Source organism: Pseudomonas syringae (genome assembly GCF_021606685.1).
Classification (GTDB): Bacteria; Pseudomonadota; Gammaproteobacteria; order Pseudomonadales; family Pseudomonadaceae; genus Aquipseudomonas; species Aquipseudomonas syringae_R.
Genome location: NZ_WKCB01000028.1, coordinates 19131 through 38179, shown reverse-complemented (window position 1 = coordinate 38179; position 19049 = coordinate 19131). Strand labels below are relative to the sequence as shown.

Here is a 19049-nt window from a genome sequence, read left to right as displayed (position 1 = left end):
GGCGCCGATCACAGACTTTTTGCACCGGGGAGCACCATCCATGGCACACCGATTCGCCGCACGGCCCTTGCTGGCATTGGCTATTTCATTGGCCAGCAGCACCGCGCCGCTGTACCTGCAGGCCGCCGAAACCAGCCAGGCCCAAACGTACCGTTTCGACATTCCGGGGCAAAGCCTGGATGGCGCACTGGCGGCGTTTTCGGCGGTGACGCGGGTGCAGGTGTTGGTGAGTGGTGAGTTGACCCAAGGCGTGGTGTCGCCAGGCGTGGCCGGCACTCTAGGCCAGCGTGAAGCCTTGGCGCAGTTGCTCGGCGGCACGGGCTTGAGCGCGGCGTTTATCAACGCCGATACCGTCACCCTGGAAAAACGCGTGGACACCGGCAATGCCATCGAAGTCGGCGCCACGACCATCAGCGCCGAGCACCTGGGGGTAACGACCGAAGGCACAGGCTCCTACACCACCGGTGCAGTCACCTTGGGCAAGGGCGAACAAAAGCTCAAGGACATCCCGCAGTCGGTCAGCGTCATGACCCGCAAACAAATGGATGACCAAAACACCACAAAACTCTCCGAGGTGGTCAAGCGCACGCCTGGCCTGACCGCGACCAAATCCCCGGGCCCGGGCATGTTCATTTTCTCCCGTGGTTTCGAGGTCGGCACCCTGCAATACGATGGCGTGGGCATCCCGCGTAACACCTACACGCTGGGCAGCTACCTCACCGAAAACATGGCGATCTACGATCGCGTCGAAACCCTGCGCGGCCCGGCTGCGTTGCTGCAAGGCGCCAACAGCCCGGGTGGCACCATGAACCTGGTGCGCAAGCGTGGCCAACAGGCGCCGACCGTGACTATCACCGCCAAGGCCGGCTCGTGGGACCACTACGGCACCCAGGTTGACGCCGGGGGGCCGCTGAACGAGCAAGGCACTTTGCGCGGTCGGTTCGTGGTGGATTACGACACCACCGATTCCTTTGTCGACTACGTGGGCGGCTGGAATCAGACGGTTTATGGCGCGGTCGACTACGACTTCACTCCCGACACCACTGTAGGCGTAGGGGTCAGCAACCAGAAGGGCCATTCGCGCCCCAACTTCATGTCGCTGCCCCGTTACGCCGACGGCAGCGATATCGGCCTGCCGCGCTCGACGTTCGTCGGCGCCAGTTGGAACCGCAACGTCAACAACCAGACCCAGGTGTTTGCCGACATCGAGCATCGCTTCAACGATGACTGGAAGGTTAAAGCCGCGCTGGTGGCGATGGATGAGCACAACGACGCTACCTACCAAGCGACGTGGGACACGGTGCCCGTCGGGGGTGGCCCGGTGCCCTATGTCGATTGGGTCACCGACTTCAACACCAAGAGCCGTGGCGCGGACGTGTATGTAAACGGCAAATTCGAGGGGCTGGGCTTCCAGCAGGAAATGGTGCTGGGCGCCAACTATTCCAAACTCACCACCGATGACCAGTGGGCACGGGCTTCCAATCCCGGTGCGGATATCTTCAACATCGACCACAACCGCCCGCAGCGCGACAAATACCAACTGTTCAAGGACGGTGCCGCCTCGAACAGTTGGTATGACATCCGTCAGAAAGGCATCTACGGCACCTGGCGCGTGAAAGTCCTGGACCCCCTGACCTTGATCGTCGGTGCACGCAGCAGTTGGTATGACTACTCCTATATCGGCCAGAGTGGTTTCAACGGCGTCTATGGTGTACCGGAGGGCAGCACCACCCAGTCCAATGGCAAGGTCACGCCGTACGCGGGCCTGGTCTATGCCCTTGATGAACAGTGGTCGGCCTACGCCAGTTATGCCGATGCGTTCGAACCGCAAACCAGCCAGGACACTTCCCACGCCATCCTCAAGCCTATCGAAGGTAAGAACTACGAGCTGGGCATCAAGGGCGAACTGGCCGACGGTCGCCTCAATACCTCGTTCGCGATCTTCCGTTACGACCAGCAAAACCGCGCGGTCCAGGACGTAGCCGGGGGCAAGGAGTGTGATGGTTGGTACTGCTCGATGGCCTCGGGCAAGGTTCGCAGCCAGGGCTTTGAAGCCACCTTGAGCGGTGAAGTGCTGCCGGGCTTGCAGCTGGCTTCCAGCTATACCTACAACACCACTAAATTCCTCAAGGACGATACCTACGAGGGCAAAATTTTCAGCACCTGGACGCCCAAGCACCTGCTCAAAGTCTGGGGTGATTACCAGTTGCCGGGCGACTGGCACAAAGTCAGCGTCGGCGCGGGCGTGACGGCGCAAAGCAGCACCGAAGCCTACGACCGCACCTTCAGCGTACCGGGCAATGCCCTGTGGGATTCGCGCGTGGCTTACAAGATCAACCAGGAATTCACCGTTGCGGCGAATCTGTACAACATGTTCGATAAGAAGTACTACATCCCTGCGTATAACGCGAACTGGGGCAGTAACTACTATGGCGATCCGCGCAACGTGATGTTTACCCTGACCTACACACCACAGTTCTAAAGGCCTCACACCTGACCCCTGTGGTAGGGGGCTTGCCCCCGATGGCGGTGGCTCAGTCAGATAGATTTCGACTGACGCTCCCTCATCGGGGGCAAGCCCCCTCCCACAGTTGATCCCAGTGTTTTGGAGCTTTTCGACAGGCATAAAAAAGCCCCGCACAAGGCGGGGCTTTTTTATGCGCGAGGCTTACAGGCCGTCGAGCATGGCTTTGTTACGCACAGCACCCTTGTCGGCACTGGTGGCCAGCAGGGCATAGGCTTTCAGCGCGGTGGTCACTTTACGTGGGCGTTTCTCAACCGGCTTCCAACCTTTCTTGTCCTGCTCAACGCGGCGCGCGGCCAGTTCTTCGTCGCTGATCAACAGGTTGATCGAACGGTTCGGAATGTCGATCAGCACTTTGTCGCCATCCTGCACCAGGCCAATCGCGCCACCGGCAGCAGCTTCGGGTGAAGCGTGGCCGATAGACAGGCCCGAGGTGCCGCCGGAGAAACGGCCGTCGGTCAGCAGTGCGCAGGCTTTGCCCAGGCCTTTGGATTTCAGGTAGGACGTCGGGTAGAGCATCTCCTGCATACCCGGGCCGCCTTTCGGGCCTTCGTAGCGGATGATCACGATGTCGCCTTCTTTCACTTCGTCGGCGAGGATGCCGCGAACCGAGCTGTCCTGGCTTTCGTAGATCTTGGCGCGACCTTCAAAGACGTGGATGGACTCATCCACACCGGCGGTTTTCACCACGCAGCCATCCAGGGCAATGTTGCCGTACAGCACGGCCAGGCCGCCTTCTTGCGAGTAAGCGTGCTCGACACTGCGGATGCAGCCGTTTTCACGGTCGTCGTCGAGCGTGTCCCAACGGGTCGACTGGCTGAACGCGGTTTGCGTCGGGATGCCGGCCGGGCCGGCCTTGAAGAAGTGGTGCACGGCTTCGTCGTCAGTCTGGGTGATGTCCCATTTGGCGATGCCTTCGGCCATGCTCGCGCTGTGCACGGTCGGCAGGTCGGTGTGCAGCAGGCCGCCACGGGCCAGCGAGCCTAAGATCGAGAAGATCCCGCCGGCGCGGTGCACGTCTTCCATGTGGTACTTCTGGATGTTCGGCGCGACTTTGCACAACTGCGGCACGTGGCGGGACAGGCGGTCGATGTCGCGCAGGTCGAAATCGATCTCGGCTTCCTGGGCCGCGGCCAGCAAGTGCAGGATGGTATTGGTGGAACCGCCCATGGCGATGTCCAGGGTCATGGCGTTCTCGAACGCCTTGAAGTTGGCGATATTGCGCGGCAACACCGACTCATCGTTCTCGGTGTAGTAACGCTTGCACAACTCGACGATGGTGCGGCCGGCCTGCAGGAACAGCTGCTCGCGGTCGCTGTGGGTGGCCAGGGTGGAACCGTTGCCCGGCAAGGCCAGGCCCAGGGCTTCGACCAGGCAGTTCATCGAGTTGGCGGTGAACATGCCGGAGCACGAACCGCAGGTCGGGCAGGCGCTGCGCTCGTATTCCGCAACCTTCTCGTCAGAAGCGCTGGAATCGGCGGCGATGACCATGGCGTCGACCAGGTCGAGGCCGTGGGAGGCGAGCTTGGTCTTGCCGGCTTCCATCGGGCCGCCGGACACGAAGATCACCGGGATGTTGAGGCGCAGGGCGGCCATCAGCATACCGGGGGTGATCTTGTCGCAGTTCGAGATGCACACAATGGCGTCGGCGCAGTGAGCATTGACCATGTATTCCACGGAGTCAGCGATGATCTCGCGGCTCGGCAGGGAATACAGCATGCCGTCATGGCCCATGGCGATGCCGTCATCCACGGCAATAGTGTTGAATTCTTTGGCCACGCCGCCGGCGCGTTCGATCTCGCGGGCGACCAGCTGGCCCAGGTCTTTGAGGTGGACGTGGCCCGGTACGAATTGGGTGAACGAGTTGGCAATCGCGATGATCGGCTTTTTAAAGTCGTCATCTTTCATCCCCGTGGCACGCCACAACGCGCGCGCGCCGGCCATGTTGCGGCCGTGGGTGGATGTTTTCGAGCGGTAATCTGGCATGGAGCACTCCGGGCGGCTAATCGGTATCAAAAGGGAGTGAGCTTCTATTGACGTCTGGAACACCCGAAAAATGGCCGTGGTGTCCGGAAGTTGCCACTTGCGTCGCGGGATCGCCGCTTGCTTGGGCCTCGAGCTCATAAACCCGCCGGGGGATGACTGGCGATGAATAGGCCGATTCTACACCGCTGGCGGCTGGAGGGAATGGCCGTCTGTGGCGAGGGAGCTTGCTCCCGCTCAGTGGCGAAGCAGGCGCCGACTTCTTTGGGGGCGCTTCACACCCCAACGCAAGCAAGCTTGCTTGCCACAGTGGAGGGCTCTAACGCCCGACTCGCGTATTCGTCCACCTGCCCCACACACTGAAAATGATGAAGCTTGCGGCGATGGTCATCAGCAAGTGGCTGCCAGTTTGCGCGAGGGCGGCGCTGCTGACGGCGGCGGTGAGGAACATGATGCTGTTGCCCGCCGATGCTGCCGTGCCGGCACTGCTTGAAAACAGCAGCATCGCTGCGGAAATCGCGGCCGGCCGCACCAGCGTCACAGCCAGAGCGCTGATCAGCATCGGAATCAGCAAGGTTACGGTCGTGATGGCTTCAAGGTTGATGACCAGTGCTAAAAGGACGCCTGCGATAAGCAGCAGGCCGAGGCCGATATCGATTTGTCGGGACAGCGAAATGCGTTTTTGCAGGTATGACGCTGCCACCCCGCCCATCAGATAGGCCACGCCGTACACCATCAGCACCAGCGCGTACTGGTATTCGGAGAGCTTCAGCGCGTCCATGAAAATCAGCGGCGTCACGCTGATCAAGGCGAAGTAGCAGGCGAAGACCAGTGCGGCGATCCACCAATAACGCAGGAAGTCCCGGTTGTGTGCGACGGCTTTAAGGGTGTCGAAAATCGAAACCGGCGCACGCGGCGAACTGGCGGACTTGGACGGCAGGATGCAAAGCGCATGGATCAACATGCCCAGCGCCATCAGTGCGAACCCGTAAAAGCTGCCCTGCCAATCGAAGGTGGTTTGCAGCCAGGAGCCGATCAGCGGTGACAGCGCCACAAACGAACCACTCAGGGTCATGTAAAACAGGCGAACACGGGCTCGGTCCTGTTCGTCGAACATGTCTTCCACCAGCGCATGACCCAACACGAAAAAGCCGCAGCCCATGGCCTGTATGCAACGAAATAGCATGAAGGTCAGGTAGTCAGTCGCCATTGCGCAACCTATCGCGCCCAGGATTGACAGGCTGATGCAGCCGAGCAGCACTTCCTTGCGACCCCATTTATCCGACAATGGCCCTGCGACCAGTTGGGAAATCGAGAACACCAGGGTGAACAGGCTGATGGACAGGGCGATATCGGCGCTAGGCGCGTCGAATTGCACAGACAGGGCGGGGAACGAAGGCAGCAGGATATTGATCGGGAAGAAGCTGATCAGGGAAATGCAGGTGATGAGGATGAAGCCAGAGAGGTGTTGACGTTTGATCTCGTCATTGAGTGGGGGCGAACAGTTGAACTCAGACATTGTTGTTTTTTTTCCGGAGTTGTACCAGAAACCGATACTAGTCTGCGAATTTGGAAATTCAATAAAAAAATGGAGTAGGCTGAATTCCTGCCGCGCGTAGTCTTATTCTGGGAGCGTAGTTGTAATCGCCTCTCCGCGATATTAATTCCCCATTAGTAGGGCTTCGAACTCATTGCAAAAGACATTTCCATCGCTGTAGCCACCACCGACGAAAAGAAGCAGCTGCTCCCTCAGATCTTGTATGCCAAGGGCTCTCTCGGCTTCGGTGTCATTAATTGCGGCGGAGAGCCATGTATTTAGTCCCATTGCTGTCGCGACAAGTTGGACTGTTTGCGCAATATGTCCTGCTTCCAATAACGCAACTCTATAAGCTCTGGAGTGTGGGTACTTCCACCAAAGCTTGTCGAATTGTGATGTGATGAAGATCCCGAACGGAAGGTTGTCCACAAAGTGCTGCCCTTGCAAAAAAGCGCCTAGTGGCTCTTTAGCTCTGCGAATTAGCCTGAGTCCATGCAGGCCAGGATGGTAGTAGTAAAGTCCAGGGCTTAATTCTCTGATGTTGTAAGCGTACAAATAACCTTCGCTTGAACTTAACCCGCCACCCGAAGGACTGCTTCTTCTGGCGCGGAACGCGAGAGGTGTTAGGTGAACACTATCTGATTCACGCTCTTTAAGGTGACCGAGTGATAAGTATAGTAATGTGCTGATATTTTCTAACGTAATACTTTTGTTTGAGTAAGAACGACAGGTTTTTCTGTTAAGCAGTGCCTGCTCCAACGAGGCGGCTTCGTTAAGCGCCTTGTTGGGTAATGGTGGTGGTAGGCTGATCAGGTCTTCTTGCTGAAAGTTGGCGAACCGATTTGGCGTTGGAGGCTCGGTGTTCATTACCTCCTGGCAATGGACCCAATATTGAGCGGCCCACTCTTTGCTACCCTTAGGCTGTTCTGAGTGAGTGAGATCCTTTGTGCCGATATGAAATATTCTTGATAGGTCGTCCCAGCCCCAAGCGTGACCGTCACTCTCGGTCGTATGTTGGATAATGGCATTGGTAAAAAGGGTTGAGTCAATTGCAAGATTAGGGTTATACCGGGAAATATCATGGATGAGTTCTATCAAGCGCTGTGAGTGCGCCAGATCCAGCTCGAATTGTTTGTGCGTTTGGTAGTTCCAGATAACGAAGGACGGTGGTTTTGACAGGAAAAATAGGTTTGGATTTATTCGCATTGTTTATCCCCTGTGTTGGAACTGAGCTGGCGTGCAGCCCAGTTCATTATCAACGACCTACTTAGGCATTCCAATCAGGGAAAATGCTGCCAATTCTTTTGACTCAAGGATTACTGTTTTCATATCAACTCTCCATTAAGCTAAGTTTTGTCACGTAAAAGGTCGTGACAGAACTAGGCTAGGCGTTGACTTTTAAATAATCTAGTCGAAAGTTGTAGGAGGGTTCTGGAAGGGATGTAGTCTGTTTTTGCTGTAACGTTGAAGCCCTCTATTTTTTAGAACTCATGAAGAGGGTCTGTCTGGTTATTGCTATTTGGAATGAAGTGTTTTCGGACGATGGTACTGCGCGAAACAAGTCGTGCAGTACCACTCGAGAAGTGGGTTAGCTATTGGGCAACAACCGGCACGTAATGCTCTTGATATAACGCGTCTCGGCAATCGCCGGGTGCACCGGGTGGTCCGGGCCCTGGCCGCCGCGTTCGAGCATCTGGATATTGCGGTCCAGGTGGCGGGCGCTGGTCAGCAGGATGTTTTGCAGGTCGTCTTCCGGCAAGTGCATGGAGCACGAGGCGCTGACCAGGATGCCGTCTTTGCTGAGCAGGCGCATGGCTTGCTCGTTCAGGCGGCGGTAGGCGCCTTCGCCGTTTTTCATGTCTTTTTTGCGTTTGATGAAGGCCGGTGGGTCGGCGACGATCACGTCGAAACGTTCTTCGCTGGCTTTGAGCTCTTTGAGGGCTTCAAACACGTCGCCTTCGATGCAGGTCATTTTCTCGGCAAAGCCGTTCAGCGCGGCGTTGCGCTCAACGCCGTCGAGGGCGAAGGCCGAAGCGTCGACGCAGAACACTTCACTGGCGCCGAAGGCTGCAGCTTGCACGCCCCAGCCGCCGATGTAGCTGTACAGGTCCAGCACGCGCTTGCCTTTGGCATACGGGGCCAGGCGGGCGCGGTTCATGCGGTGGTCGTAAAACCAGCCGGTTTTCTGGCCCTGGATCACCGGGGCTTCGAATTTCACGCCGTTTTCTTCCAGCGCGACCCACTCCGGCACCAGGCCGAACACGGTTTCGACGTAGCGGTTGAGGCCTTCGGCGTCGCGTGCGGCGGAGTCGTTCTTGAACAGGATGCCGCTCGGCTTGAGCACTTGGGTCAGGGCGGCGATCACGTCTTCTTTATGCGCTTCCATGGTCGCCGAGGCGATCTGTACCACCAGAATGTCGCCAAAACGGTCGACCACCAGGCCCGGCAGCAGGTCGGAATCGCCGTAGACCAGGCGGTAGAACGGCTTGTCGAACAGACGGTCACGCAGCGACAGGGCGACGTTCAAGCGGTGCACCAGCAGCGACTTGTCCAGCGGCAACTTGATGTCACGCGACAGCAGGCGTGCGCAGATCAGGTTGTTCGGGCTCATGGCCACGATGCCCAGGGTCTTGCCGCCGGCCGCTTCCAGGATGGCCTGGTCGCCCGCCTGAAAGCCGTGAAGTGGGGTGGCGGCCACGTCGATTTCGTTGCTGTAGACCCACAGGTGGCCGTTGCGCAAACGACGATCGGCGTTGGCTTTGAGACGCAGGCTTGGCAGGGACATGACGTCGCTCCGGAAAAAAGAGCGGGAGTATACCTGTTGCGGCGCGGTTCATGTGGGAGGGGGCTTGCCCGCGATGCAGGCAACGGGGTGTATCTGACGTACGGCGGTGATGCTATCGGGGGCCAGCCCCCTTCCACATTTAGTCCGATTTCAATCGGGCATTTGGGTGTCAGTCATCTTTGCTTAGGGGTTAGAATCCTCGCCTAGCCCAGAGTGTGTACTTATGTCCCAAGAGCTTTCCGCCGAACAGATCCAACAGGCCCTGCAAGGCATCAGCGTGCCGCCGCAGCCGCAAATCATGGTGGATTTGCAGATGGAGCAGTACATGCCCGACCCGGACCTGGAGGTGATCGCGCGGTTGATCTCCCAGGATCCAGGCCTGTCCGGTGCATTGCTGAAGATCGTCAACTCCTCGTATTACGGGCTGAGCAACAAGATTGCCTCGATCCAGCGTGCGGTGAACCTGCTGGGCAGCCGTTCGATCATCAACTTGATCAACGCCCTGTCGATCAAGGGCGAGATGAGCGACGACACCATCGTTACCCTCAATCGCTTCTGGGACACCGCCCAGGATGTGGCCATGACCTGCCTGACCCTGGCCAAGCGCACCGGCGCCCAGGCTGTGGACGAGGCGTATGCCCTGGGGCTGTTCCACGATTGCGGCGTGCCGCTGATGCTCAAGCGCTTCCCCAACTACATGTCGGTGCTCGAGCAGGCCTACGCCAACGCCGGCCCTGACTGCCGCGTGGTCGACACCGAAAACAACGCGTTCAACACCAACCATGCCGTGGTCGGCTACTACACGGCCAAGTCCTGGCGCCTGCCGGAGCATGTGACCGACGCCATCGCCAACCACCACAACGCCCTGGCGATTTTCAGCGATGAGTCGTCGCGCAATTCTCAACTTAAAAACCTGCTGGCGATCCTCAAGATGGCCGAGCATATCTGCTCGTCCTACCGGGTACTGGGCAATCAGTCGGTTGACCATGAGTGGAATGCCGTAGGCCACCTGGTGCTGGACTACGTAGGCTTGTCGGAATACGACTTCGAAAGCATGAAGTTGTCGATCCGCGAACTGGGCGCGCACTGACCCGTTATTCAAGAGGTACACATGCCCGAGTTGCCAGAAGTCGAAACCACCCGACGCGGTATTGCACCGCACCTGGAAGGCCAGCGGGTCAGCCGCGTGGTGGTGCGTGAGCGGCGCCTGCGCTGGCCGATCCCAGAGGACCTGGATGTGCGCCTGTCGGGGCAGCGCATCGTGCTGGTGGAGCGGCGGGCCAAATACCTGTTGATCAATGCCGAGGTGGGCACCTTGATCAGCCATCTGGGCATGTCGGGCAACCTTCGCCTGGTGGAAGTCGGTATGCCAGCGGCCAAGCATGAGCACGTGGACATCGAACTCGAATCCGGCCTGGCCCTGCGCTACACCGACCCTCGGCGTTTCGGCGCGATGCTCTGGAGCCAGGACCCGCACAACCACGAGCTGCTGCTGCGCCTGGGGCCGGAGCCGCTGACCGACCTGTTTGACGGCGAACGCTTGTTCCAGTTGTCCCGTGGCAAGTCGATGGCGGTGAAGCCGTTCATCATGGACAACGCGGTGGTGGTGGGCGTGGGCAATATCTATGCGACGGAAGCGCTGTTTGCGGCCGGGATTGACCCGCGTCGCGAGGCGGGCGGTATTTCACGGGCGCGGTATTTGAAGCTGGCGATTGAGATCAAGCGCATTCTGGCGGCCGCCATTGAGCGCGGCGGCACCACCTTGCGCGACTTTATCGGTGGCGATGGGCAGCCGGGGTATTTCCAGCAGGAACTGTTCGTCTATGGCCGAGGCGGCGAGGCGTGCAAGGTCTGTGGGAGCGAGTTGCGCAATGTGGTGCTGGGGCAGCGGGCGAGTGTGTTTTGCCCCAAGTGTCAGCGCTGATTCTGTGTGAAGGCTGACGCCGCCTTCGCGAGCAAGCCCGCTCCCACCCTCGACCGCATTCTCATGTTGGAACTCAGTTAACTGTGGGAGCGGGCTTGCTCGCGAAGATGCCTGAACAGACGCTGCAGAGCTTCAGGCCTTACCGGTAATCTTCCGGTACTTATCCATCAACTGCTCTTCAGTTTCGGGGTGCGCCTCATCCAGCGGGATGCAATCCACCGGGCATACTTGCTGGCACTGGGGCTCGTCGTAGTGGCCGACACACTGGGTGCACAGGTTGGGGTCGATCACGTAGATCTCTTCGCCCTGGGAAATCGCAGCGTTCGGGCACTCGGGTTCGCAGACGTCGCAGTTGATGCAATCGTCGGTGATGATCAGGGACATGGAAACTCCTGCCAGGGCCGTCAGCCAGGGCATCTGAAAACGAATGCGCGCAATTGTGCCGCATTGGCGCCCGCAGTGCGAGCAGGTCTGACCTGTGGCCTTTGATTATGTGGCGAGCGGGCCAGTTGTAGTGAGCACGCTTTTTGTGGCGAGCGGGCTTGCCCGCGTTGGGGCGCGTAGCGCCCCCAGAACCAGGCGCTGCAGGCCTACCTGAAACTACGCGGGGTGTTGATCGGGGCTGCTTTGCAGCCTAACGCGGGCAAGCCCGCTCGCCACAAAAGCAGGGTGGTCCAGCGCGCCCTGCTTGCGAAGCAGCCTTACTTCTTGAAGCGCAGCGTCAGTGCATCGGCCACGGCTGGGTGCACGAACTTGGTGATATCTCCGCCCAAAGCGGCGATTTCACGCACCAACGTCGAGGAAATGAACGAATAACGCTCCGACGGTGTGAGAAACAGGCTTTCCACGTCCGGCGCCAGTTGGCGGTTCATGTTGGCCAATTGGAATTCGTATTCGAAGTCCGACACCGCGCGCAGGCCACGCAGGAACACATTGGCGTTCTGCTCCTTGGCGAAATGCGCCAGCAGTGTCGAAAAGCCCACCACTTCCACGTTGGGCAGGTGCTTGGTGACCTCACGCGCCAGCTCCACGCGCTGTTCCAGGGGAAACAGCGGGTTTTTCTTGGGGCTGGCCGCGACCGCGATGATCACATGGTCGAACAAGCGAGAGGCACGTTCGACCAGATCGCCATGGCCTTTGGTAATCGGGTCGAAGGTACCTGGGTACAACACTCGGTTCATCGCGTCGTCCTGGCGGAGTCCGTTGGGGAACCGGATGGTATCGCAGCCATCCCGGTCGGCCAAGTCGACTTATGTAGATAGATACCGCGATTACCCGGTTTTTTCATGCCGTTTTAAGACGTTCGGCCAAGGCGGTCGCGAGTTGCGCGGTCAATCCATACACCGACAATTGCGGGTTGGCCCCAATGCTGGTGGGGAATAACGAGCCATCGTGGATCGACAGGTTGCGCAACTGATGATGGCGACCGAGGCTGTCGGCGACTGCGTTTTTCGGGTCTTCGCCCATGGCGCAACCGCCCATCACATGGGCACTGCCCAGGCAGGTGCGGTGCAGCTCCAGGTTCAAACCGTCGATCAGCGTGCGGGCTTCTGCCAGGGTCTTCACGTAGCGAGCATCGTGGTGCAGTGGCTTGACCGACTTGGCGCCCGCCGCGAACTGGATCTCGGCCATGCTGTGAAAGGCCCGGCGCAGGCCGTCCCAGGCGTAGTCCGACACTTGATAGTCGAGCACCGGCGTGCCATCGCCGCGCAGTTCCACGTTGCCGCCGGGGCTGTCGGGGTGGAAGCCGTCGCGCAGCAGGGCCAGCATGGCGTGGGTATTGGGCAGTTGGCTCATATCCAGCGCATTCTGGGTGCCGTAGCCGCCGAGCAGCGTACTGGCCAGTGCGGGGTGCAGCGGTGGCGCCTCGAGTTTGTAGGACATTTTGCCGGTGGTGCCGTCCTGCCATTGAAAATGGTCGGAATAGATCGACTGCGGCGCGCCGTAGAACGGATTGATCACCTCGTCGAACAGGGCCGCGGAGAAATTCACCAAGTGTAAAAAGGTGCGCTTGCCCAGCCGCGAATGCGGGTCCGGGGCGTCCGAGCGCATCAGCAGCGCCGGGCTGTTGATGCCGCCACCAGACAGCACGTAATGCCGGGCCTTCACCGTGATTTTGCGCCCGGTCGGCGCTACGCAGCGCTCATCCATGGCCACGCATTCCAGGCTGCTGATGCTGTCGCCGTTGTAGACCAGGCGTTCAGCGCGGGCCAGGTAGAGCAGCTCGCCGCCTTTTTCGAGGGTCGAGGGGATGGTGGTCACCAGCATCGACTGCTTGGCGTTTACCGGGCAGCCCATGCCGCAATACCCCAGGTTGAAACAGCCGCGTACGTTGCGTGGTATCACGTGCCAGCTGTAGCCGAGCTGTTCGCAGCCCTTGCGGATGACATCGTTGTTGGCGTTGGGCGGCACGGCCCAGGGCGCGATGCCCAGGCGCTGTTCCATTTTTTCGAACCACGGCGCCATTTCGGCGCTGCCGTGGCCTTTTACCGCGTATTCACTGGCCCAGTGGGAAAGAGTCGCGTCCGGCGTGCGAAAGCTCGACGTCCAGTTGATCAGCGTGGTGCCGCCCACCGCGCGGCCCTGCAGGATGGTGATCGCGCCGTCCTTGCTCATGCGGCCGATGCCTTCCTGGTACAGGCTGGTGTAGGCCTCGTCTTCGAGCAGTTTGAAGTCGCTGCTGGTCTTGAGCGGGCCTTCTTCGATCAGCAGCACCTTGTAGCCTGCGGCGCTGAGGATTTCGGCGGTGGTGCCGCCACCGGCGCCGCTGCCGATGATGGCCACGTCGGCTTCCAGGGTCAGGTCATGGTCGAGGGCGGCGCCATTGTGGGTTTTCCAGCCACGGGCCAGGCCCTCGCGGAACAGATCGGGTACGGGCATAGAAATGCACTCTTATTTTTGTATGAAGTTGCAATCAAATGTGGGAGGGTTACCAAGGCCTAGATTTTTGGCGGGCCGGGGTAGCCGCACTGGGCCCAGGCGGCCGGTTGGAAATACCAGGCCATGATCACCAGCTTGAGCAGCGAGCCCTGACCCATACGCAGCAGGTTGAGGTAGCTGTTTTCCCAGCGCTGCAGGAAGTTGCGGATCTGCTCCGCGCTGGCGTTTTCCCAGCTGCCCCAGATGCCCGTCAATGGCCCACGGGTGATGCCCATGCCCAATACGTCGAACAGTTGCTGGGTGAGTTTGAACATCTCCGGCGACAGGTGCTGCAGGCTGAAGTCGAGTTTCTTCAGGGTGTCTTCAATCCCGGCAACCACTGCCTGGGTGCTGGCTACACCTTCCAGCAAAACCGGAATGACCGCGCGCAGGAACGGCAGGTCACTGCTGCGCAACATGGCAAAACCGCTGGCCGGCGTGCTGCTGGAACAGCCGCTGAGGCTGGCGCCAAGCCCGGCGGTGGCCAGGAAAGCACTGGCGCACAGGCCGATTTTCAAGACACCGCGCCGTGACAGCGCGGGTGAATCCGTGAGGCTAGGGTTCATTGTTATTGTTATCCCGTGGGTGGCGGTATCAGCGAACGAACAGCTTCTGGATCAACTTCTGGATAGTTTTGCCGTAGGGCGGGTAGATCAGCTTCGCCGCGTTCAGGCGCTGTTTCACCAACACACCCTTGGCTTTGCTGAACGTGAGGAAACCTTCGTGCCCGTGGTAGTGGCCCATGCCGGATGGGCCTATGCCGCCAAAGGGCATGTCGTCCTGGGCCACGTGCAGCAGGGTGTCGTTCAGGCACACGCCGCCCGAATGGGTTTCGTGGAGCACGCGATTCTGCTCGCCTTTGTTGTAGCCGAAGTAATACAGGGCCAGTGGGCGAGGGCGCTGGTTAATGTAGGCAAAGGCCTGGTCAATGCCGCGATAAGGCACGATCGGCAGCACCGGGCCAAAGATTTCGTCCTGCATCACCGTCATTTCGTCGCTGACATTCAGCAACACGCTGTGGGCCATGCGTCGAGCCTGGCCCTGGTCGTACAGCGCAATGAGGGTGGCGCCTTTGTCGGTGGCGTCCTTGACGTAGGCATTCAGCCGGGCCAGTTGCCGCTCGTTGATGATTGCGGTGTAGTCCGGGTTGTCGGCCAGCGTCGGATAAAACCCGCGCACCGCCTTGCTGTAGGCTTCGACGAAACCTTCGACGCGATCCTCCGGCACCAGCACGTAGTCCGGCGCCACACAGGTTTGCCCGGCATTCAAGGCTTTGCCGAAGGCAATGCGTTCGGCGGCGTCCTGCAGCGGCACATCGGCAGACACGATGGCCGGTGACTTGCCGCCCAGCTCCAGGGTCACCGGCGTGAGGTGTTCAGCCGCGGCGCGCATAACGTGCTTGCCGATGCTGGTGGCGCCGGTAAACAACAGGTGATCGAAGCGCAGCTTGGAAAATGCCATGCCCACTTCTGCCTCGCCGAGCACCACGCACACCAGGTCCTCAGGGAAAATCTTCGCCAACAGCGTCTTGAGCAATTCGCCCGTAGTGGGGGTGGACTCGCTGAGCTTGAGCATCACCCGGTTGCCGGCAGCCAATGCGCCGACCAACGGACCCATCGCCAGGTACAACGGGTAGTTCCAGGGCACGATCACACCGACCACGCCGAGTGGCTGATAAATCACTTTGGCTGAGGCCGGTTGGAAGGCGATGCCTACAGCTCGGCGGGAAGGTTTCATCCAGCGCTTGAGGTGTTTGCTGGCGTAATGAATGCCATGCAGGCTGGGCATCAGTTCGGCGAACAGGGTTTCGTCGGCGCTGCGGTGGCTGAAGTCCTGGCTGATCGCCTCGATCAGCGCTTGGCGTTCGTCGCTGAGCAGTTCGCGCAAGGCTTTGAGCCATTGCTGGCGCTGCGCGGCCGGCGGCATCGGGTTGGCGGCGTAGGCGCGGCGTTGGGCGTCGAACAGGTCCTGGAGTTGATCCAGCGCCTGGGAATCTTGCAGATAGGCAATGTTGGCAGACATGGCGCAGTTCCCGATTGTTATAGGTCTGCGTGAATTTTTAGAGTCATTACTCTAAATTGTCAAATGTCATTGCAGCAACATCCGGTTTTAACCCGGCAAGGATAGGCCGTAAGATGCCTCATCACGTGTACAGAAGCTGATCCCCTATGGCCCCACGAGTAAAGACCAGCGAGCGCATTGTGCAAACCAGCCTGGAGCTTTTTAACCAGCAGGGCGAGCGCAGTGTGAGCACCAATCATATTGCCGCCCACATGGACATTTCGCCGGGCAACCTGTACTACCACTTCCCCAACAAGCAGGCGATCATCGCCGTGCTGTTTCGCGAATACGAAGCGCTGGTGGACAGTTTCCTGCGCCCGCCCCAAGGCCGCGCGGTAACCGTCGAAGACAAGCGTTTCTACCTGCAGGCGGTACTGGCCGGCATGTGGCGCTACCGCTTCCTGCACCGCGACCTCGAACACCTGCTGGAAAGCGACCCGGAACTGGCCACCGGCTATCGGCGGTTTTCCCAGCGCTGCCTGACCCAGGGCAACGCCATTTACCAGGGGTTTGTCGATGCCGGCATTCTCAACATGGACCCGGTGCAAACCGAAGCCCTGACCCTCAATGCCTGGATCATCCTCACCTCTTGGGTGCGCTTCCTGTGCACCACCAATGAAAATTCCGCGCATTTGAGCGCCGAAGCGATCAAGCGCGGGGTGTATCAGGTACTGGTGCTGGAGGCCGGGTTTGTCACACCGCAGGCGAAAGAGGCGGTGGATGCGCTGTTCAAAGAGTTTTACGTGCCGTTAAGTCAGGCACTGGAAGAAGTGAAGTAGGACCTTTCCCGAATCTGTTCACAGGAGTCCGTCATGCCGCTTGCCCAACTGATCAGCCCCCAGCAATTGGCCGAACGCCAGCAGTCGGCGGGGCTGGTGATCCTTGATTGTCGTTTTGCCCTGGAAGACCCGGATTACGGGCTTTGCAGTTACGCCGAAGGGCATATCGAAGGGGCGCAATATGCTGACCTGGAGCGTCATCTCAGTGGCCCGGTGACCAAGGGCGTGACCGGCCGTCACCCGCTGCCGGCGGCGCATACCTTCGCCGCGCAATTGCGGGCCTGGGGTGTAAATGCTGATACCGACGTCGTGCTTTACGACGATGGCCCCGGTGCCTATGCCGCTCGGGCCTGGTGGCTGCTGACCTGGCTGGGCAAGCGCGAAGGTGTGTTTATCCTCGACGGTGGCCTCAAGGCCTGGCACGCCGCCGGGTTCCCGCTGAGCCTGGATGCGCCGGTGATCGAACCGGGTAGCTTTGCCGGTACGCCGGACAACCGCCTGTTGCTGGATGCCGAACATCTGCAAAAACGCCTGGGTCAACCCGGCCTGACCCTGATCGATGCTCGCGCCCAACCGCGTTTTCGCGGCGAGGTGGAGCCCATCGACCCGGTGGCGGGGCACATTCCCGGCGCGCAGTGCGCGGCCTTCAACGAAAACCTGGGCAGTGACGGCCGCTTTCTGCCGGTAGATCAGCTTCAGCAGCGGTTCGCCGCACAGTTGCGCGGGCGTTCGCCGGATGAGCTGGTGGCGTACTGCGGTTCAGGCGTGACGGCGTGCCATAACCTGTTCGCCTTGAGCCTGGCAGGCTACCCGTTGGGCAAGCTGTATGCGGGGTCGTGGAGCGAGTGGATTACCGACCCGGCGCGGGAAATTGCTACCGGCGACTGAGCCACCAGACCTGTAAACCCAATCAAAATGTGGGAGGGGGCTTGCTCCCGATAGCATAGTGTCAGTTGATACATAATTGGCTGACTTACTGCTATCGGGAGCAAGCCCCCTCCCACATGTTTAAGCGTGTTGTGCCAGTAACCACTGGGGGATGCGGCGCTCCAGGTAATATCCGGGGCGCTTGAGCGAACCCTCTACAAATCCCACATGCCCACCCTTGGCCAGTAACTCGAACTCGGTGCAGTCCGAGAGTTCGCTGGCCTCGGGCAGGCTGTGGGCGAACACAAACGGGTCATCGGCTGTCTGGATAATCAGGGTTGGTGTGCGTATCGGCAGATCGCGACAGGCGATTGAGCGCCAGGCCTGTAAACCCAATCAAAATGTGGGAGGGGGCTTGCTCCCGATGGCATAGTCTCAGTCGATACATTATTGGCTGACTTACTGCTATCGGGAGCAAGCCCCCTCCCACATGTTTAAGCGTGTTGTGCCAGTAACCACTGGGGGATGCGGCGCTCCAGGTAATATCCGGGGCGCTTGAGCGAACCCTCTACAAAGCCCACATGCCCACCCTTGGCCAGTAACTCGAACTCGGTGCAGTCCGAGAGTTCGCTGGCCTCGGGCAGGCTGTGGGCGAACACAAACGGGTCATCGGCTGCCTGGATAATCAGGGTCGGTGTGCGGATAGCGCCCAGGTAATAACGGCTGGATGCACGGCGGTAATAGTCCTCGGCACTGAGGAAACCGTGCAGCGGTGCGGTCACTCGCCCGTCGAAGTCCCAGAACGTGCGCATTTTTTCCAGAGATCCCAGTGATTCCAGGGTTTTCAGCCCGTCTGCGCGACCATCCTGTACAAAGCGGCTCTGTTTGACGCGGATATACGCCACCATCTCGCGCATGAAGTGCTTTTGATACACCCGCGAAAAGCCCAGCCCGATGCGATCGGCGCATTGGTCGAGGCGAAACGGCACCGACACCGCCGCGGCGCCCTGCAACCCCGACGCCTCGCCGGTTTCGCCCAGGTGTTTGAGCAGCACATTGCCGCCCAGGGAGTAGCCCACCGCATACAGCGGCGCCAAGGGCCGCTTCGCGCGCAGGTGCGCAATGGCCGCCGCCAGGTCTTCACTGGCGCCCGAGTGATAGCTGCGCGCCAACAGGTTCGGCTCGCCCGAGCAGCCACGCCAGTTCAACGCTGCACTGGCCCACCCTTGCGCGGCGAGGGCTTTTTGCAGGCCGGCGACATAGGGCGAGTTGGAGGAGCCGGTCAGCCCGTGCAGCACCAGCACCAACGGCGCTTGCGCGTCATGCGGGCCATGCCAGTCGAGGTCGAGGAAGTCGCCGTCCTCCAACCACAGTCGTTCGCGTTGGCGTTCGATATGGGTGGTGGGGCGCCACAGCGGTCCCCACAGCGTTTGCAGGTGGGGGTTGCCGAGGCCGAAGGCGGGGGTGAACAGGTCGGCGGAAGGGGTCATGAAGATCTCGGTGATGAGTTACATGGCTGTGGCGAGCGAGCTTATTGTGATTTGTGGCGAGCGGGCTTGCCCGCGTTGGGGTGCGAAGCAGCCCTGAAACCAGGTGACTCGGTAGGTCTGACACACTGAGGCGGTCTTGATGGGGCTGCTACGCAGCCCAACGCGGGCAAGCCCGCTCGC

Annotated in this window: 15 protein-coding genes and 1 pseudogene; 5 read left to right on the top strand and 11 right to left on the bottom strand. The window is 60.0% G+C overall.

Annotated features, from left to right (window positions below; genetic code table 11):
- Nucleotides 1-40 precede the first annotated feature (40 nt).
- Nucleotides 41-2482, top strand: coding sequence for a TonB-dependent siderophore receptor (locus GIW02_RS13190; RefSeq protein WP_236411027.1), 2442 nt, complete (start codon nucleotides 41-43; stop codon nucleotides 2480-2482).
- A 186-nt stretch (nucleotides 2483-2668) separates the two neighbouring features.
- Here the strand turns inward: GIW02_RS13190 and ilvD are convergent, their stop codons facing one another.
- The 4 genes from ilvD to GIW02_RS13170 all read right to left on the bottom strand — a co-directional run bounded on the left by ilvD (nucleotide 2669) and on the right by GIW02_RS13170 (nucleotide 8829).
- Nucleotides 2669-4510, bottom strand: a complete 1842-nt coding sequence (gene ilvD / locus GIW02_RS13185; RefSeq protein WP_236411026.1) for a dihydroxy-acid dehydratase — start codon at nucleotides 4508-4510, stop codon at nucleotides 2669-2671.
- 316 nt (nucleotides 4511-4826) lie between these two features.
- Nucleotides 4827-6026, bottom strand: coding sequence for an MFS transporter (locus tag GIW02_RS13180; protein WP_236411025.1), 1200 nt, complete (start codon nucleotides 6024-6026; stop codon nucleotides 4827-4829).
- Between the two features lie 141 nt (nucleotides 6027-6167).
- The gene (locus tag GIW02_RS13175) at nucleotides 6168-7250 is read right to left on the bottom strand and encodes a SagB/ThcOx family dehydrogenase (protein ID WP_236411024.1); all 1083 of its coding nucleotides are present in this window, start codon (nucleotides 7248-7250) and stop codon (nucleotides 6168-6170) included.
- A gap of 382 nt (nucleotides 7251-7632) precedes the next feature.
- Nucleotides 7633-8829, bottom strand: coding sequence for a class I SAM-dependent rRNA methyltransferase (locus GIW02_RS13170; RefSeq protein WP_003195152.1), 1197 nt, complete (start codon nucleotides 8827-8829; stop codon nucleotides 7633-7635).
- A gap of 277 nt (nucleotides 8830-9106) precedes the next feature.
- Between GIW02_RS13170 and GIW02_RS13165 the strand changes: the two genes are divergently transcribed.
- Together GIW02_RS13165 and mutM are read left to right on the top strand one after the other, a co-directional pair.
- The gene (locus GIW02_RS13165; RefSeq protein WP_177411949.1) at nucleotides 9107-9919 is read left to right on the top strand and encodes an HDOD domain-containing protein; all 813 of its coding nucleotides are present in this window, start codon (nucleotides 9107-9109) and stop codon (nucleotides 9917-9919) included.
- 21 nt (nucleotides 9920-9940) lie between these two features.
- Nucleotides 9941-10753 carry a bifunctional DNA-formamidopyrimidine glycosylase/DNA-(apurinic or apyrimidinic site) lyase gene (mutM, locus tag GIW02_RS13160; protein WP_236411023.1) on the top strand — a complete coding sequence of 271 codons (813 nt, stop codon included), beginning with the start codon at nucleotides 9941-9943 and terminating at the stop codon, nucleotides 10751-10753.
- Between the two features lie 132 nt (nucleotides 10754-10885).
- Here the strand turns inward: mutM and GIW02_RS13155 are convergent, their stop codons facing one another.
- The 5 genes from GIW02_RS13155 to GIW02_RS13135 all read right to left on the bottom strand — a co-directional run bounded on the left by GIW02_RS13155 (nucleotide 10886) and on the right by GIW02_RS13135 (nucleotide 15709).
- Entirely contained in the window at nucleotides 10886-11137 is a 252-nt protein-coding gene (locus GIW02_RS13155; RefSeq protein WP_017734768.1) for a YfhL family 4Fe-4S dicluster ferredoxin, read from the bottom strand.
- A gap of 317 nt (nucleotides 11138-11454) precedes the next feature.
- A complete protein-coding gene (coaD, locus tag GIW02_RS13150; RefSeq protein ID WP_003176711.1) occupies nucleotides 11455-11934 on the bottom strand; it encodes a pantetheine-phosphate adenylyltransferase in 480 nt (159 codons plus the stop codon).
- Between the two features lie 103 nt (nucleotides 11935-12037).
- Nucleotides 12038-13633, bottom strand: a complete 1596-nt coding sequence (locus tag GIW02_RS13145; RefSeq protein WP_236411022.1) for a GMC family oxidoreductase — start codon at nucleotides 13631-13633, stop codon at nucleotides 12038-12040.
- A 59-nt stretch (nucleotides 13634-13692) separates the two neighbouring features.
- Complete coding sequence (locus tag GIW02_RS13140) at nucleotides 13693-14238, bottom strand: twin-arginine translocation pathway signal protein (protein ID WP_236411021.1); 546 nt, start codon at nucleotides 14236-14238, stop codon at nucleotides 13693-13695.
- A 28-nt stretch (nucleotides 14239-14266) separates the two neighbouring features.
- Nucleotides 14267-15709 carry a coniferyl aldehyde dehydrogenase gene (locus GIW02_RS13135; protein WP_456361639.1) on the bottom strand — a complete coding sequence of 481 codons (1443 nt, stop codon included), beginning with the start codon at nucleotides 15707-15709 and terminating at the stop codon, nucleotides 14267-14269.
- A 131-nt stretch (nucleotides 15710-15840) separates the two neighbouring features.
- On the opposite strand from GIW02_RS13135, the gene GIW02_RS13130 reads away from it, so the two are divergent.
- Together GIW02_RS13130 and GIW02_RS13125 are read left to right on the top strand one after the other, a co-directional pair.
- Nucleotides 15841-16512 (top strand): TetR/AcrR family transcriptional regulator, encoded by a 672-nt coding sequence (locus GIW02_RS13130; protein WP_236411019.1) that lies wholly within the window; start codon nucleotides 15841-15843, stop codon nucleotides 16510-16512.
- Nucleotides 16513-16545: 33 nt separating this feature from the next.
- Entirely contained in the window at nucleotides 16546-17400 is an 855-nt protein-coding gene (locus tag GIW02_RS13125) for a sulfurtransferase (protein ID WP_236411018.1), read from the top strand.
- A 120-nt stretch (nucleotides 17401-17520) separates the two neighbouring features.
- On the opposite strand, the pseudogene GIW02_RS13120 reads toward GIW02_RS13125, so the two are convergent.
- Together GIW02_RS13120 and GIW02_RS13115 are read right to left on the bottom strand one after the other, a co-directional pair.
- Nucleotides 17521-17730: pseudogene (locus tag GIW02_RS13120) on the bottom strand (hydrolase); the annotation flags it as partial.
- A gap of 143 nt (nucleotides 17731-17873) precedes the next feature.
- The gene (locus GIW02_RS13115) at nucleotides 17874-18869 is read right to left on the bottom strand and encodes a hydrolase (RefSeq protein WP_236415193.1); all 996 of its coding nucleotides are present in this window, start codon (nucleotides 18867-18869) and stop codon (nucleotides 17874-17876) included.
- Nucleotides 18870-19049: the final 180 nt, after the last annotated feature.

What these genes read in the sequence shown, in the direction of transcription:
- GIW02_RS13175 (WP_236411024.1), bottom strand. Translation starts at nt 7,250, where the DNA reads ATGCGAATAAATCCAAACCTATTTTTCCTGTCAAAACCACCGTCCTTC.
- GIW02_RS13170 (WP_003195152.1), bottom strand. Translation starts at nt 8,829, where the DNA reads ATGTCCCTGCCAAGCCTGCGTCTCAAAGCCAACGCCGATCGTCGTTTG.
- mutM (WP_236411023.1), top strand. Translation starts at nt 9,941, where the DNA reads ATGCCCGAGTTGCCAGAAGTCGAAACCACCCGACGCGGTATTGCACCG.
- ilvD (WP_236411026.1), bottom strand. Translation starts at nt 4,510, where the DNA reads ATGCCAGATTACCGCTCGAAAACATCCACCCACGGCCGCAACATGGCC.
- GIW02_RS13180 (WP_236411025.1), bottom strand. Translation starts at nt 6,026, where the DNA reads ATGTCTGAGTTCAACTGTTCGCCCCCACTCAATGACGAGATCAAACGT.
- GIW02_RS13190 (WP_236411027.1), top strand. Translation starts at nt 41, where the DNA reads ATGGCACACCGATTCGCCGCACGGCCCTTGCTGGCATTGGCTATTTCA.
- GIW02_RS13145 (WP_236411022.1), bottom strand. Translation starts at nt 13,633, where the DNA reads ATGCCCGTACCCGATCTGTTCCGCGAGGGCCTGGCCCGTGGCTGGAAA.
- GIW02_RS13125 (WP_236411018.1), top strand. Translation starts at nt 16,546, where the DNA reads ATGCCGCTTGCCCAACTGATCAGCCCCCAGCAATTGGCCGAACGCCAG.
- coaD (WP_003176711.1), bottom strand. Translation starts at nt 11,934, where the DNA reads ATGAACCGAGTGTTGTACCCAGGTACCTTCGACCCGATTACCAAAGGC.
- GIW02_RS13130 (WP_236411019.1), top strand. Translation starts at nt 15,841, where the DNA reads ATGGCCCCACGAGTAAAGACCAGCGAGCGCATTGTGCAAACCAGCCTG.
- GIW02_RS13155 (WP_017734768.1), bottom strand. Translation starts at nt 11,137, where the DNA reads ATGTCCCTGATCATCACCGACGATTGCATCAACTGCGACGTCTGCGAA.
- GIW02_RS13115 (WP_236415193.1), bottom strand. Translation starts at nt 18,869, where the DNA reads ATGACCCCTTCCGCCGACCTGTTCACCCCCGCCTTCGGCCTCGGCAAC.
- GIW02_RS13140 (WP_236411021.1), bottom strand. Translation starts at nt 14,238, where the DNA reads ATGAACCCTAGCCTCACGGATTCACCCGCGCTGTCACGGCGCGGTGTC.